Origin of the sequence: Olleya sp. Ti.3.14 (assembly GCF_038154885.1) — a bacterium.
Taxonomy (GTDB): domain Bacteria; phylum Bacteroidota; class Bacteroidia; order Flavobacteriales; family Flavobacteriaceae; genus Olleya.
This window is the reverse complement of sequence record NZ_JBAKAO010000002.1, coordinates 377,289-393,150: the sequence shown is the minus strand read 5'-3', so window position 1 is coordinate 393,150 and position 15,862 is coordinate 377,289. Positions and strand designations below refer to the sequence as shown.

The window sequence follows — 15,862 nt, the reverse complement described above, 5'->3', positions numbered from 1 at the left end:
AGCAATTATAATCCTAATATATATGCAAAGATAAGTGGTGCAACAATTGTTGCGTCACTTTCAACAATAAATTTTGGTGTATCAATATCTAATTTACCCCAAGTAATTTTCTCGTTTGGAACTGCTCCAGAATACGATCCATAGCTTGTAGTTGAGTCGCTAATTTGACAAAAATAACTCCAAAAAGGTGTCTCTGTACGCTCCATATCTTGGTATAACATTGGTACCACGCATATTGGAAAATCCCCTGCAATACCTCCACCTATTTGGAAAAATCCGATTCCTTTTTGAGAGTTGTCTGTGTACCAGTCTGCAAGAAAGGTCATGTACTCAATACCAGATTTCATTGTGCTTGCTTTAAGTTCTCCTTTTAATACATAACTAGCAAAAATATTACCCATTGTACTGTCTTCCCAACCTGGACATACTATTGGTAAGTTTTTTTCTGCTGCAGCATACATCCAAGAGTCTTTTAAGTCAATCTCATAATATTCCTCTAGAACACCAGATAATAACATTTTATACATGTATTCATGCGGTAAATAACGCTCGCCTTTTGCTTCTGCATCTTTCCATATTTTTTCTATATGGTGTTGTAAACGTCTAAATGCTTCGTGTTCTGGAATACAAGTATCTGTTACACGATTAAGTCCTTTTTCTAACAAGTCCCATTCTTCTTGAGGTGTTAAATCACGATAATTAGGTACACGCTTGTAATGTGAATGTGCAACTAAATTCATTATATCTTCTTCAAGATTTGCTCCTGTACAAGAAATAATATGCACTTTATCTTGTCTAATCATTTCTGCAAAACTTTTTCCAAGCTCAGCAGTACTCATAGCTCCTGCTAATGACACTAACATTTTAGCTCCATTATCCAATTGCGTTTCATACCCTTTTGCTGCATCGACTAAAGCTGCTGCGTTAAAGTGTAAATAATGGTGTTGAATAAATTGTGATATTGGTCCTTTAGTACTCATCGTCTTCGTTAAATTTTGAACTATTATTTTTTTGTTTGTTACTGTCGTAAGTATTGTCGTACTCGTCCTCTACACCTTGATCCATAAACTTATAGCTTAGCATTTTGTAATATAACTTTGCTGCTAAAAAGTCTGATGATTTGTCAACTGTGTTTGGACATAACTCTACTATATCAAAACCTACCACATTTTTTTCTTCAAATACTTGTTTTAAAAACTCTAAGGTTTCATACCATAATAAACCACCTGGTTCTGGTGTACCTGTACTTGGCATAATTGATGGGTCAAACGCGTCTAAATCTATGGTAATAAATACATTGTCCGTCATTTGATCAATTGCACTATCCATCCATGTATCGTCAACAGCCATCTCGTGTGCGAAGTATGTTTTTTCTTCGTCCATAACTGTTTTTTCAATAGCATCCATAGATCTAATTCCAACTTGAATTAAATTAGTGGTTTGACTAGCTTCATAAACTGCACAAGCGTGATTACATTTAGAGCCTTCATACTCTTTACGTAAATCTGCATGTGCATCTAATTGTAACACAGTTAAGCTAGGAAACATCTCGTTAAAGGCACGAATAGTACCTATAGATACTGAGTGTTCTCCTCCAAAAATGGTTACAAATTTATTTTTTTTAATATACTTTTTTGTTGCTTGATGTACTGCCTCAACCATAGCTTCTGGCGAGCTATTTTCTGAAACAGGATCTGCTAAAAAGACACCTTGTTGATAAACTTCTGTATCGGTTTCGATATCATAAAGTTCCATATTCTCTGAAGCATTTAAAAAAGCTTCTGGGCCTTTATCTGCTCCTTTTTGCCATGTACTTGTCCCATCATAAGGAACTGGAATTAAGACAATTTTTGCTTGTTCTAATTTTGCTAATTCTTCTGGAATACCAGCATAAGTTTTACTTTGCATAGCCTAAAATTTTAAGTAAGTCTTCACTTTTTTGTTGTTCTGAAAATAATGTTTTGGTGATGTTACCATCTTCGTCTTTGTCTATTAAAATATGTTTTGGTGACGGAATCAAACAATGTTGTAGTCCTCCAAAACCACCTATAGTTTCTTGATAGGCTCCTGTATTAAAAAAGCCTATATATAATGGTTTGTCTTTATTGTATTTTGGTAAATAGATGGCATTCATGTGCTGCTCACTATTGTAATAATCATCACTATCACATGTTAATCCACCTAACAAAACACGCTCATAAGAGTCATTCCAGCGGTTTATGGCTAACATTATAAAACGTTTATTTATAGCCCAAGTATCTGGTAATGTTGTAATAAAAGAGGAGTTTATCATGTTCCACTTTTCACGATCGTTTTGTTGCTTTTGGTATAATATCTCGTAAATTGCGCCTCCACTTTCTCCTACTGTAAAACTTCCAAACTCTGTAAATATATTTGGTACGTCTACTTCTTCGTCTTCACAAGTTTGCTGAATTTGATTAATAATTTCATCAATCATATACTCGTAATCAAAATCAAACGCTAACGAGTTTTTAATTGGAAAACCTCCTCCAATATTTAAACTATCTAAACTTGGACAAATCTTTTTTAAGCTTGTGTACACTTTTAAACACTTTAATAATTCATTCCAATAATAGGCATTATCTCTAATCCCTGTATTGATAAAAAAGTGAAGCATTTTAAGCTCAATCTTAGGATTGTCTTTTATTTGATTTTTGAAAAAAGGTACAATGTTTTTATATCCAATACCTAATCTAGAAGTGTAAAACTCAAATTTAGGTTCTTCTTCAGATGCTATTCTAATACCAACTTTAAAGTTACCTTCGATTTGTTCTGACAACAATTCTATCTCTTCATAATTATCAATAATCGGAATACAGTTTTCCTGACCACCATTAATTAATCTAGCAATATTTGTAACGTATTGGTCACGTTTAAAACCGTTACTTATTACAAATGTTTTATTTGTTATTTTACCTTCTTTTTTTAAATTTTCAACAATGTCAATATCAAAAGCCGAAGAGGTCTCTATATGTATATCGTTTTTTAAAGCTTCATTTAAAACATGTTTAAAGTGCGAGCTTTTTGTACAATAACAATAGTTATAATTCCCTTTATAATCATGCTTTTTAATAGCATCACTAAACCATGATTTAGCGCGTTGTATGTTATTAGAGATTTGTGGTAGGTACGTAAATTTTAATGGTGCACCATACTCTTCTACTAACTCCATTAAGTTGATGTCGTGAAATTGTAGGGTTTTTTCCTCTAGTTTAAATTCTGGTTGAGGAAAATCAAAGGTTTGACTTATTAAGTCTATATATTTTGTATTCATTATTTTGTTTAGAAATTACTTTAAAGATAAAACATAATATTTTTATTATGCTGTTATGTCAAAATAATTCTATCAAATCTGAATTTTTAGCTCACAAGTAGGTATGAAGCCAAACTGATGCTGGCTAGCAAATATTGTAGTGAAAGCGGAAGTTAGCTTTAAAATTCGGTCACTTAATCTGTAAGCTGCTTTTGAATATGACTTCCTAATTTCCAAAAGCCCGAACATAGAAACAGAGTTCAAGGTGTTCAGCTAATATGATGCAAATGAAATACTTTTTTTTTAATTAAAAACTTTTTTTTGAAAAAAATAATATTTTTTTGAAGATTTGATAACATCAGTATTTACAACCCTTTTAACGCTAAAAAGCGTCTTTTTTAATAATAAAAAAGACGCTTTTAAAAATAAATACTTTTTTGTTTAATCTAAATCTAGTCTAACACCTAAAGATAAGTTGTTTTGATCCACTATTTGGTTTTTAAATATTGGTGCCAAATCATATTTAGCATACAAACTTAAATCCCCAAAACCTATATATGCACTAACACCATATGTAAATGTATTAGTATTATAGCCTCTTCTAATAGTTTCTTCTACACGCTCTCCATCGGATTTGTAATTTAGCTTTTGCACTGCTTTTCCATTAACACCAACGTATCCACCTAAACCTATTTTAAATTTATTGTAATTATTATAACGGACTCTACCATCTTCGTACACTTTTTTATCCCAAGGTCCAAATTCAAAATGCACAGGAACAACAAGACTTGTTGTTCTAAACTTAGCACGTTTTAAATCGCCATCAAAACGTTGTAATGTGGTTTGATTACCTTCTTGCACAAAGTACATATCGTTTTTTATATCTAGTTTATTCCATTGTACTGAAAGCCCATATTTTAATCTTAAAAAGTTAGACTCTTTAAAGACTCGCGTATTCCAAAGCCATCCTAATTCTACAAAACCAGAACCACCCAATTTATATGGCGAGTCACTTAAGCTAACACCATCAATAATTGCGTTATTAAAACCCATTGCAAATAGTAATTGATTACCTGTGCGTATGTCTTGTTTTGGAGGCGTACGATTTGCTGTAACTCCGATTAGCTCTTTATCTGATGCTCCAATTTTAATTGAAAAGACATTAACATTATCTTCATCATCTTGTAATTGTTTGTTTCGTTTTAAAAACTCTAATCTATTAACTGCAATTGCTACTCTGTTTTCAATATTTAAAGCTCTTTTTTCTGCGACTTCTTTTTTCAAGCTTTCTGCTTCATCAAAAGTAATCTCATCCGCTTCTAACCTGTCATTAATAGCATCAATTTCAACTTTTAAAGCATCTCTTTCTTGTGTAATAATGTTTTGTTTTAAAGTTTCAATTTTAGGAATTGTGTCTTTTACTTGTGCGCTGATTTGGCTAACAGTAAATAAAATAATTAGATAAACTAAGTGTTTTGTAATGGTTTGCATAACTGTTCGTTTTTTTTAATGATTAATTGATTTAAAAATCACGCTCTGCCACTGTTGTTTTTAATGTTTCGTAGCCTGATTTTACAGCATGAAACAGACGATTTTTTAGAGATTTTTCAGATTTCATCTCTACATCTTCCAACAATGAGTTAGCGTCAATTTTTTCTGGTTTATAAGTAGTGTAGTTGTTTTGCACATCTGAGTATGCTTCTTTTAATAATAGGTCAGCTTCAGATGTTATTGTTGTCGTTTGACTGATATTATCATTAGGTTTTTGTGAATTAGTAGCAGATGCTATAGTTACTTTATCTTGAAATTTAGTATTGTCATTTACAACCAAAACAGTATTAGATTTATCTGCTTCAACACTTTGTATTGTTGCTTTATTTGTTACTGCTTTATGTTTTGGTTTAACATTTACCTTATCAACGACTACTTCTGGACTTGTTATCGTTTTAGTTACTTTATTTTGCTTGTTAATTTGATTGATTTTACTTGGTAACAGTATTTCATTTTTGACATCCTCAACAACTACATTAATTGGATCAGGTTTGTCATTAAAAATAAAAATTGCCATAAATACACCTAGAAAAGTAGCTGCAATACTAAACCACCAAAATGGGAATTTTCGTTTGTTTTTTTGATTATCTAATTGCGTATCTAGTTGGCTCCAAGCTATTTTGCTTGGCGCAATTGTGCGACGCTCTAGCGTGTCTTTTAATTGCTTTTCAAATTTATTTGGTGCCATATTCTTTAATATTTAATATCTTAATATTGTCCTGCAGCATTTTTCTTGCTTTACATAATTGAGATTTTGACGTCCCAACACTTATGTTTAAAAGTGTTGCTATCTCAGCATGTTTGTAGCCTTCAATTGCGTACATTATAAAAACCATTTTATAACCCTCTGGCAAATTGTCTATTAATTCTTGAAGTTGTGCCACATCATATTGTTGCGATGCTTCATCTTGAATCTCGATGTGTTGATACTCTTCACCTACAAACTGAATCGTCTTTTTTTGTCTTAAAAAAGAGATAGACTCTCTAACCATTATACGTCTAATCCAACCTTCAAAACTGCCTTCATGTTTAAAGGTTTTTAAATTAGTAAACACTTTTAAAAAACCATTTAACATGACCTCTTCTGCATGTTGCATATCCTTAATATAGTAACGACATACACTTAACATTTTAGGTGCATGCAGCTCAAACAATACGTGTTGGGCTTCACGATTATTCTGAGCAGCTTTTTTAATTAGCTTTACTTCGTTATTAAATAAGGTAACGACTTTCACAGATAGTGTTTTTTAGTTTGGTCTTCTATTTATAAAGACGCAAAAGCTTTTAAGAAGGTTGCCTGAAGTACGAAAAAAAATTATTTTTTTCTTTCTATGACATAATTCACCATTAACTCAAGCGAGTCTTTATATTCTGATTTAGGAAAATTATTTAGCAGTAATAATGCCTCTTCCTGAAATGCTTTCATTTTTGAAACAGCATAATCCAATCCTCCATTGTCTTTTACAAATTGGATGACTTGATTAACCCGTTTTCTATCTGTGTTGTGATTTTTAACCGAATTGATTAACCACTTTTTGTCCTTTTTAGAACAATTGTTTAATACGTAAATTAAAGGTAAGGTCATTTTTTGTTCTTTGATATCAATACCTGTAGGTTTACCGATGCTTTGGGTACCATAATCAAACAAGTCATCTTTAATCTGAAATGCCATACCTATTAACTCTCCAAACTTACGCATACTTTCTACCTCAACAGAATTGGGTTTTACTGATGCTGCTCCAAGACTACAACAAGCAGCAATAAGTGTCGCTGTTTTTTGTCTAATAATTTCATAATAAACAGCTTCTGTTATATCTAGTTTTCTAGCTTTTTCTATTTGAAGTAATTCGCCTTCACTCATCTCTCTTACAGCAATAGAAATGATTTTTAAAAGATCAAAATCATTATTATCTATTGATAGTAATAATCCTTTTGATAATAAAAAGTCACCAATTAAAACTGCTATTTTATTTTTCCATAGTGCATTTATAGAGAAAAAACCACGACGCTTATTACTATCATCCACGACATCATCATGCACTAATGTTGCTGTATGAATCAACTCTATGACAGATGCACCTCTATACGTCCTTTCACTAACCTCACCATTAGACACCATTTTAGCCACTAAAAAAACAAACATTGGACGCATTTGTTTTCCTTTACGATTGACGATGTAATATGTAATCCTATTTAACAGAGCAACTTTAGAGGACATGGCAAGCCTAAATTTTTGCTCAAAAAGATCCATCTCAAAAGCAATAGGCTGTTTTATTTGTTCTGTTATTTTCAAAATAATGGTGTAACTTTTAGTAATATCAAAAATACGAATAATCTAATGGATTGAAATGTTAATAATTCGCAATATTTATACTAAAAAAAGCTAGTGCTTTAATTTTGTGGTATATTTAAAGCGTATTAATCCTTAAACACACACACATGAAAAAAATTACATTTTTATTTTTATTTCTAACTGCTTCATTTGCATTTGGTCAAGTTTTGATTGATGAAGATTTTAATGCAGGTTTAAGTACACCTGCTGGCTGGTCTAATACTGACCTTGCTAATGGAGGTGTTTGGTCTTTTAATAACACCGGAGAAGCTCCTGGATTTGGAGTAGGCAACGTTGTTTTGTATGACGAAGGTTTCTCTGGAAGTTATCCAATTTTTGATAGTGATATTTTGGGTAATGATGGTGAAGCTGAAGATACTTATTTAGAAAGCCCAACTTTTGATGCTTCGGCATTAACAGATGTACAGTTAACATTTAATCATGTTATTCGTGCAGAATTTGGTGGTAATGGTTTTGTTGAAGTATTTGATGGTACTGCTTGGGTACAAGTGGTTTTATTTAACAGTACAAACAACACAAGTGGAGCCAACGAACTTGATTTTGGTTTTAAATCTTATGATGTATCTGCACTATTAGCAGGTGTTAGCAATGCAAAAGTTAGATTTAGATGGGTTGGAGATTATTCTTATTTTTGGGCTTTTGATAACGTAAAGGTTTTTGCTTGTACAGAAACTGCTGCACCAATTGCTGCAACTGTAACTACTCCTGCTAATGGTGCAACAAATGTAGCTATAGATGTTACAGGTACAACACCCTTAGTTACTCCGTTTGACTGGATTGCTGGACCATCTGCAACCGTTTTTAATTTATCTTTGGGTACAGATCCAGCAGGAACAAATATTGGTACTATACCAGGAGCGACTAATGGAAACGGAATTACTTTCAACTGGGCTTATAACACTACATACTATTGGTCTATAGAGTCTTTTAATTGCTTTGGGTCTACTGCTAGTGCTGTTTGGTCTTTTACAACTGAGACAGATCCTGCTTTATCTACTGATGAGTTTACATTAGATAATAATTTTAGCGTTTATCCTAATCCTGCTAGTGATGTTATAACTATTAAAACAAACTTAGCTATTGAATCTGTTGAAGTATACAACCAACTAGGACAACTAGTAATTAAAAGAAAAGGTACAGATATTCTAGAAAACTCAATTAATGTAGCCTCTTTAAATAATGGAATTTACTTAATAACAATTAATACTCAAGACAAAAAGCAAACGCTTAAATTTGTTAAAGAATAACCTTGTTATAGTTATAAAAAAAAGCGACTTTCAATTGAAAGTCGCTTTTTTTATGTTAAACTATTTTTTTAAACTATTCTTTGTTAGCTAATTGCCCACATGCTGCGTCAATATCCTTACCTCTACTACGTCTAATAGTTACGGTTATGTTATTTTCTTCTAAAACGCTTTGATACATATCTATTGCTTGTGATCTTGCTTGCTGGAATTGACCATCGTCAATGGGATTGTATTCTATAATATTGACTTTGCTTGGTGCAAATTTGCAAAACTGTACTAGTGCATCAACATCTTTGCGTTTGTCATTAATCCCTTCCCAAACCACATACTCATAGGTGATGCGATTTTTTGTTTTCTCGTACCAGTAGACTAATGCTTCTCTTAAATCTGCTAACGGAAATGTTGCGTTAAAAGGCATTATAGATGTTCTGACCTCATCAATTGCTGAGTGCAGTGAGACTGCTAATTTAAACTTAACCTCATCGTCAGCCATTTTTTTAATCATTTTTGGCACTCCTGATGTAGACACCACAATACGCTTTGGCGACATGCCTAATCCTTCTGGTGATGTTATTTTATCTATTGCTTTAAGTACGTTATTGTAGTTCATTAATGGTTCTCCCATTCCCATAAATACAATGTTACTTAATGGTCTGTCAAAGTATAATCTACTTTCTCTGTCAATTGCTACTACTTGATCATAAATCTCGTCTGGATTTAGATTACGCATACGTTTTAATCGTGCTGTCGCACAAAATTTACAGTCCAAACTACAGCCTACTTGACTTGACACACAGGCTGTGGTCCTTGTTTTTGTAGGTATTAAAACCGACTCGACTATTAAGTCATCATGCAATCGAACTGCATTTTTTACTGTACCATCACTACTACGCTGCATAACGTCTACTTTGATATGGTTTATAACAAAGTTATCTTCTAGCATTTGACGCGTGTCTTTGGATAGGTTGGTCATATCCTCAAAGGTGTGTGCACCTTTGCTCCATAGCCACTCGTACACTTGATTTCCTCTAAAGGCTTTATCGCCTTCTTTTTGGAAAAAGTCCCTAAGTTGGTCTTTGCTTAATGCGCGTATGTCTTTTTTCTTGATTTCCATTGGATTGCAAAAATAGTGAATCGTTTATTGATTTACGAATTACGATTGACGATTTACTATAGATTATTTTAAAACTGGTCTTTGGGTTGTGCATTAGCGATGGAGACATTTGTTGAAGCTCTTGCTTTTGCCTTAAAGCAAATGCAAAGCGACTGTCGAGAGCTCGACCCTTGGGTAATGCCATAAAAAAAACCTCTTTTACTTATTAAGGATAAAAGAGGTTTTGATTATTTATTTATAAAGGATTAGATGATTAACATCGCGTCTCCATAACTGTAAAATTTATACTTTTCTTTTACTGCTTCTTCGTATGCTTTTTTCATGAAGTCGTGTCCTGCAAATGCTGACACCATCATTAAAAGTGTTGATTTTGGCGTGTGGAAGTTAGTAATCATTGCGTTTGCGATGCTAAAGTCGTATGGTGGAAAGATAAATTTATTGGTCCATCCTTCTACTTCGTTTAGTGTTCCGCTTGATGATACTGAGCTTTCTATTGCACGCATTGCTGTTGTACCTACTGCGCAAATGCGACGTTTTTCTTTTTTAGCGTTATTGATAACTTCTACTGCTTTAGCTTCAATTTTAAGCTCTTCGCTATCCATTTTATGTTTAGATAAATCTTCTACTTCTACTGGATTAAAAGTCCCTAAACCAACGTGTAAAGTTACTTCTGCAAAGTCTACACCTTTGATTTCTAAACGCTTTAATAAGTGCTTAGAAAAGTGAAGTCCTGCTGTTGGAGCTGCTACTGCACCTTCTTCTTTTGCGTAGATGGTTTGGTAACGGTCTTCGTCTTCTGGCTCTACTTCTCTTTTAATATATTTTGGTAAAGGTGTTTCTCCTAGCTCTTGTAGTTTGATTCTAAACTCTTGGTATGATCCATCGTATAAAAAACGTAAGGTACGTCCTCTAGATGTTGTGTTGTCAATAACCTCTGCTACTAACGTCTCGTCATCACCAAAATAAAGTTTGTTACCAATACGTATTTTACGTGCTGGATCTACTAATACGTCCCAAAGACGTTGTTCTTGGTTAAGCTCGCGTAATAAAAACACTTCGATTCTTGCTCCTGTTTTTTCTTTGTTACCAAATAAACGTGCAGGAAATACTTTGGTGTTGTTAAGAATCATCACATCTTTCTCGTCAAAATACTCGATTAAGTCTTTAAACATTTTGTGTTCGATGGTTTGCTCTTTTCGGTTTAACACCATCAAACGAGACTCGTCTCTGTTTTCTGCAGGATATTCCGCTAATAGCTCTTCAGGTAATTCAAAATTGAAGTGTGATAATTTCATTTATTAATTAGTTGTTAAGTTAACAAGATTGCAAATATACAATCTGGAGATAGGCGTTGTCAAGTAAATGACCAATTATTATTTATTAAACACTAAAAATGAAGCCTAAAGCAGCCAAATCGTCCCAAAACGTTGGGTAAGATTTAGAGACTACTTTTGAGTCTTCTATAATTATTGGAATTTTTAAGGCTAATGGTGCAAATGCCATAGCCATCCTGTGATCGTTATAGGTTGCTATTGTAACATTTTGATGTCTATTAGTCGCTTTTTTTAATGTTAAACTATTGTTTGTAATGGTTACTTGTCCTCCTAATTTTTCAATTTCGGTTTTTAAGGCTACTAAACGGTCTGTTTCTTTAATTTTTAGGGTATGTAATCCTGTTAAGTGACACTCTAATCCCAATCCAAATGCGGTTACCGAAATAGTTTGTGCTATGTCTGGTGCATTTTTTAAATCGAAATTAATTAATGTATCTGATGATGTAGCTTCGGTTTTTTGAAGGACAACTGTATTATTTTTAAAGGTTGTGGTCACACCAAATGCGTTATAAATTGTCGCTAAAGCGGAATCTCCTTGCAGGCTATTTTGCTTATATGATGATAACGAAATTGTTGTACCTATTGCAGACATTGCTACTATACTATAAAAATAGGATGCTGATGACCAATCACTTTCTACGGTTAATTGTTGCGTTTTATCAGCTAGTTGCTGTTGTGGGTAAATGGTAATTACATTATCCTGAAACTTTGTTTTTGTACCGATTTCTTCCAATAAGCTTAACGTCATTTTAATATATGGTACAGATGTGATATCGCCTTCAAGGGTTAATTCTAATCCGTTTTCTAATTTTGAAGCCACTAATAATAGTGCTGATATATACTGACTACTCACATTAGCTTTAAGCGTGACTTTATTTTTAGTAAACTTTTTACCAGTAATTAATAATGGTGGAAACCCTTGGTTTTCTTTATAAGTAATCTGAGCTCCTAATTGATTTAAGGCATCAACCAAAATAGCAATAGGACGTTCTTTCATACGTTTAGATCCTGTAAGCTCGATAGTTCTGCCTTCTTGTGTTGAAAAATATGCTGTTAAAAATCGCATCGCTGTTCCAGCGTGATGTATGTCTATAAAAGTATCTTTTGACGCTAAAGCTTTAGCCATTAATACCGAATCGTCACTGTTTGAAATATTATTTATTTTTATTTCGGGATATAAAGCTTGCAACAATAACAGTCTATTAGATTCGCTTTTTGACCCAGTAATTTGGATAGCGTTTGTTTGATGTATTGTTGATTGGTGTAAATGTAAATTCATATGTAAAGGATTTCTGTAATAACAGAAAGTAGTACTTTATTTTAATTTTTGATTGTTATGATGTCTGTCGTGATCACGCTTAGTTTTAAGGTCTAACTTTTTATCAAAAGCTTCCTGAAGATCTATTCCTGTTTGGTTTGCCAAACACAATACTACAAACATAACATCTGCCAACTCTTCTCCTAAATCTTTATTTTTATCAGATTCTTTTTCGCTTTGTTCACCATAGCGTCTAGCTATAATCCGTGCAACTTCACCAACCTCTTCTGTTAATTGTGCCATATTGGTAAGCTCGTTAAAGTAACGAACACCATGATTTTTAATCCAATTGTCTACCTCTAGCTGTGCGTTTTTAATGTCCATTTTACTTTATTTTTTTAAAAATTAGTGGTCTAACTAACGTTTCAAATAAACCCATTGCCACACCAAAAAAGATGGACATATTTATGATTTGATTATTTGTATAATCAGATTTAACAAAATAATTAATTAGATAACTTAAAACACCATAAAACAATGCTGCTACAAAAAATGTGATCACCTTTTTTTTCACTTTATTCTTTGTTTTTAGAATCTATAATAATGGTTACAGGACCATCATTTAACAACTCCACTTTCATATCTGCGCCAAACTGACCTGTTTGTACAGGTTTATCTAAAACAGATTGTATTTGTTTTACAAAAGCTTCATATAAAGAGATTGCAATATCAGGTTTTGCAGCCTTGATATAACTTGGTCTATTTCCTTTTTTGGTACTTGCATGTAATGTAAATTGGCTTACAACAATAGCCTCTCCATTTATGTCTATTAATGATCTATTCATTACTTGATTGTCATCATTAAATATGCGACAATTACTAATTTTGTTGACTAACCAATCAATATCATCTTGCGTATCCTGCTCTACAACACCTAGTAAAATTAGTATACCACTGTTAATATTAGCTACTAAATCACCTTCAATAGTTACGCTTGCTTTACTAACTCTTTGAATGACTGCTCTCATTTATTCCTGATTCCAAATATCGGTTCTATAATGTTCCTCGTCTCCTTCTACAATTTGCACATAACTTTTGTATCGTGATGCTGCAATTTCATCTTTCTCTAAAGCTTCTTTAACAGCACATTTAGGTTCTTCGATATGTAAACAATTGTTAAATTTACAATTTTGTTTTAAAGCAAAAAACTCTGGAAAATAATCTCCAATTTCTTCCTTTTCCATATCAACCACGCCAAAACCTTTAATTCCTGGTGTGTCAATAATTTTAGCATCAAAACTTAAATCAAACATCTCAGCAAACGTTGTGGTATGTTGACCTTGCATGTGTTGCATGGATATGGCTTTAGTTTTTAGGTCTAAAGTAGGCTCTATAGCATTTACCAATGTTGATTTTCCAACACCAGAATGTCCTGTAAACATGCTAACCTTACCTTCCATTAAGCTTTTAACTTGGTCTAGATTTTTTCCGGTCGTAGCCGAAATACCTATACATTCATATCCAATTTGTCTGTAAACATGAGCCAAATATCTTACCTCATCTAAAGTGTCTTGATCGTATGTATCAATTTTATTAAATAATAAAACCGCTTTAATATCATAAGCCTCTGCTGTTACTAAAAACCGATCTATAAAACTTGTAAATGTTGGTGGATTATCTATAGTCACCAACAAAAAAACTTGATCAATGTTTGATGCAATGATATGTGTTTGTTTAGATAGATTTACTGATTTACGGACAATATAGTTTTGTCTGTCATGAATGGTGTTAATCACACCTGTTTCTTGGTCAGATTTTGTATCCAATTCAAAGTCCACAAAATCTCCAACAGCAATTGGATTTGTGCTTTTTATATCTTTAAGTCTAAACTTCCCTTTTATTCTACACTCGTAAGTCTGACCTAATTCGGTCTTTACTGTGTACCAACTACCTGTAGATTTGTATACGCGTCCTGTCATTACTACAAATATGAAAATTATTATCTTCTATTCCAACAAAAATCAGCACCAAATGGCATCCTTTGTTGGTTTAAAATTTTTATTAACTTCGTGTCTTAACATAAACTTATATTATGAAAAAAAACTATTTATTTATCGCATTAGCCATTCTTGGCTTTATTTCATTCTCATTTATTACTAAATCTGACAAAAGTGGTCAGGTAGAGTATAAGGTTGTGACTGTTGTAGAATCTATTGTACCTAATGGTTTGGGTCGTTCTAGAATGATATCTGCAAATGAAACTAAAGACTACAAAGAATTTACAACTGTGCGCTCTGATGATAAAGATTCTGATGAAAAAAACAAATCTAAAAGAAATGAAATCAGAGTTAAAAATTATGACGAAACTAAGCTGTTAAATTTTTATAATTTAGGTGGAATTAGATTTCAAAATATAGCTGCCAACGATGCTGTTATGACTTCAAAAGTTAACGACATGGTTGCTCAAGGATGGGAATTAGCCTTTATTAATACTGGTGTTGAAAGTGAAGGAGGAAAAGGTGATGGTAAAGGTATTTTTATTACAAGATACACGTTTAAACGAACACTTTAAAACACAAAAAAGCCTCTTAAATTTAAGAGGCTTTTTTATACTAAAAATTAAAATTATCCTTTAATAATTTTTTCTTGATGATTAATTGATTCTTGGTGAATTGCCTTAAACATTTTTAAGATAAACTCTTCACTCAATCCCTTAGATTCTCCTTCTAAAACCATTTTTCCTAAAATCTCGTTCCAACGTTTGCTTTGTAAAACTGCAACGTTTTTCTGTTTTTTAAGACCTCCAATTCCGTCAGCAATTTTCATACGCTTACCTAAAGCTTCGATAATCTGATTATCCACAACATCAATTTGCGCTCTAAGGTTAGTTAATTCCTGATTGTATTCTGCTTCTGGATCAGATTCTTTTCTAATCTTTAAATCTACCATCATTTGAATTAAAGATGCAGGAGTTACTTGCTGTGCCGCATCACTCCATGCATTATCAGGATCTGTATGAGTTTCAATCATTAAACCATCAAAATTTAAATCTAATGCTGTTTGAGAGACATCAAAAACCATATCTCGTTTTCCAGTAATATGCGATGGATCGTTTATTAATGGTAAATCTGGAAATCTGTTTTGAAACTCAATAGCAATTTGCCATTCTGGAATGTTTCTATACTTCGTTTTTTCGTAAGTAGAAAACCCTCTATGGATAGCACCTAAGTTTTTAATACCTGCAGTATATAATCTTTCAATACCACCTAACCATAACGCTAAATCTGGATTTACTGGATTTTTAACCAATACAATTTTATCTGTTCCTGCTAATGCATCTGCTAATTCTTGCATGATAAATGGACTAACTGTAGATCGTGCACCAATCCAAAGTAAATCAACATCATTTTCGATAGCCAATTTTACGTGTGCAGCATTAGCAACTTCAGTACAGGTTTTCATGCCTGTTTCTTCTTTAACTTTTTTAAGCCAATTTAAACCTAAAGCACCAACACCTTCAAACATTCCTGGTCTTGTACGTGGTTTCCATATACCTGCTCTAAAATAGCTAACGTCAGTATCTTTTAGCTCGTGTGCTATTTTTAACACTTGCTCTTCTGTCTCTGCACTACATGGTCCAGCGATTACTAATGGATGATCTAACTTCATGTCATCCAACCAGTTTCTCATTTCTTTTTTGTTTTCCATAATCTTCTTATCTAATCCTATAA

At 32.8% G+C, this 15,862-nt stretch carries 17 protein-coding genes; 2 read left to right on the top strand and 15 right to left on the bottom strand.

What is annotated here, in order from left to right:
* Positions 1-5 precede the first annotated feature (5 nt).
* The 7 genes from V6251_RS05945 to V6251_RS05915 all read right to left on the bottom strand — a co-directional run bounded on the left by V6251_RS05945 (position 6) and on the right by V6251_RS05915 (position 7,118).
* Positions 6-980 carry a deoxyhypusine synthase family protein gene (locus V6251_RS05945; RefSeq protein ID WP_099567961.1) on the bottom strand — a complete coding sequence of 325 codons (975 nt, stop codon included), beginning with the start codon at positions 978-980 and terminating at the stop codon, positions 6-8.
* Positions 970-1,908 carry an agmatinase gene (gene speB / locus V6251_RS05940; RefSeq protein WP_028284351.1) on the bottom strand — a complete coding sequence of 313 codons (939 nt, stop codon included), beginning with the start codon at positions 1,906-1,908 and terminating at the stop codon, positions 970-972. The genes V6251_RS05945 and speB overlap by 11 nt, the downstream gene beginning before the upstream one ends.
* Positions 1,898-3,295, bottom strand: coding sequence for an arginine decarboxylase (locus tag V6251_RS05935; protein WP_292947118.1), 1,398 nt, complete (start codon positions 3,293-3,295; stop codon positions 1,898-1,900). The genes speB and V6251_RS05935 overlap by 11 nt, the downstream gene beginning before the upstream one ends.
* Positions 3,296-3,715: 420 nt before the next feature.
* A complete protein-coding gene (locus tag V6251_RS05930) occupies positions 3,716-4,765 on the bottom strand; it encodes a hypothetical protein (protein WP_341587411.1) in 1,050 nt (349 codons plus the stop codon).
* A 31-nt stretch (positions 4,766-4,796) separates the two neighbouring features.
* Positions 4,797-5,513, bottom strand: coding sequence for a hypothetical protein (locus V6251_RS05925; protein ID WP_341587410.1), 717 nt, complete (start codon positions 5,511-5,513; stop codon positions 4,797-4,799).
* A complete protein-coding gene (locus tag V6251_RS05920; RefSeq protein ID WP_341587409.1) occupies positions 5,500-6,060 on the bottom strand; it encodes an RNA polymerase sigma factor in 561 nt (186 codons plus the stop codon). Before V6251_RS05920 ends, V6251_RS05925 begins: the two co-directional genes overlap by 14 nt.
* Positions 6,061-6,140: 80 nt before the next feature.
* Positions 6,141-7,118 carry a polyprenyl synthetase family protein gene (locus V6251_RS05915; RefSeq protein ID WP_341587408.1) on the bottom strand — a complete coding sequence of 326 codons (978 nt, stop codon included), beginning with the start codon at positions 7,116-7,118 and terminating at the stop codon, positions 6,141-6,143.
* 146 nt (positions 7,119-7,264) lie between these two features.
* Here V6251_RS05915 and V6251_RS05910 point away from each other — a divergent pair, with 146 nt between their 5' ends.
* Positions 7,265-8,425: a T9SS type A sorting domain-containing protein gene (locus tag V6251_RS05910; protein WP_341587407.1), complete on the top strand. Its 1,161-nt coding sequence runs from the start codon at positions 7,265-7,267 to the stop codon at positions 8,423-8,425.
* 73 nt (positions 8,426-8,498) lie between these two features.
* Here the strand turns inward: V6251_RS05910 and rlmN are convergent, their stop codons facing one another.
* The 7 genes from rlmN to rsgA form a co-directional block, all read right to left on the bottom strand.
* Entirely contained in the window at positions 8,499-9,539 is a 1,041-nt protein-coding gene (rlmN, locus tag V6251_RS05905; RefSeq protein ID WP_292947100.1) for a 23S rRNA (adenine(2503)-C(2))-methyltransferase RlmN, read from the bottom strand.
* 245 nt (positions 9,540-9,784) lie between these two features.
* Positions 9,785-10,834 carry a tRNA preQ1(34) S-adenosylmethionine ribosyltransferase-isomerase QueA gene (queA, locus tag V6251_RS05900; protein WP_292947097.1) on the bottom strand — a complete coding sequence of 350 codons (1,050 nt, stop codon included), beginning with the start codon at positions 10,832-10,834 and terminating at the stop codon, positions 9,785-9,787.
* 85 nt (positions 10,835-10,919) lie between these two features.
* Entirely contained in the window at positions 10,920-12,152 is a 1,233-nt protein-coding gene (locus V6251_RS05895) for a 3-phosphoshikimate 1-carboxyvinyltransferase (RefSeq protein ID WP_341587406.1), read from the bottom strand.
* A gap of 36 nt (positions 12,153-12,188) precedes the next feature.
* A complete protein-coding gene (locus tag V6251_RS05890) occupies positions 12,189-12,515 on the bottom strand; it encodes a nucleotide pyrophosphohydrolase (protein WP_028284341.1) in 327 nt (108 codons plus the stop codon).
* A 1-nt stretch (position 12,516) separates the two neighbouring features.
* The gene (locus V6251_RS05885) at positions 12,517-12,705 is read right to left on the bottom strand and encodes a hypothetical protein (RefSeq protein ID WP_341587405.1); all 189 of its coding nucleotides are present in this window, start codon (positions 12,703-12,705) and stop codon (positions 12,517-12,519) included.
* Position 12,706: 1 nt separating this feature from the next.
* Positions 12,707-13,159, bottom strand: a complete 453-nt coding sequence (gene dtd / locus V6251_RS05880) for a D-aminoacyl-tRNA deacylase (protein ID WP_341587404.1) — start codon at positions 13,157-13,159, stop codon at positions 12,707-12,709.
* Positions 13,160-14,110: a ribosome small subunit-dependent GTPase A gene (gene rsgA, locus V6251_RS05875; protein WP_028284337.1), complete on the bottom strand. Its 951-nt coding sequence runs from the start codon at positions 14,108-14,110 to the stop codon at positions 13,160-13,162.
* A gap of 113 nt (positions 14,111-14,223) precedes the next feature.
* On the opposite strand from rsgA, the gene V6251_RS05870 reads away from it, so the two are divergent.
* Positions 14,224-14,703, top strand: a complete 480-nt coding sequence (locus V6251_RS05870) for a hypothetical protein (RefSeq protein ID WP_341587403.1) — start codon at positions 14,224-14,226, stop codon at positions 14,701-14,703.
* Positions 14,704-14,756: 53 nt separating this feature from the next.
* Here the strand turns inward: V6251_RS05870 and V6251_RS05865 are convergent, their stop codons facing one another.
* Positions 14,757-15,839, bottom strand: a complete 1,083-nt coding sequence (locus V6251_RS05865; RefSeq protein ID WP_090837809.1) for a bifunctional 3-deoxy-7-phosphoheptulonate synthase/chorismate mutase type II — start codon at positions 15,837-15,839, stop codon at positions 14,757-14,759.
* Between the last annotated feature and the right edge of the window lie 23 nt (positions 15,840-15,862).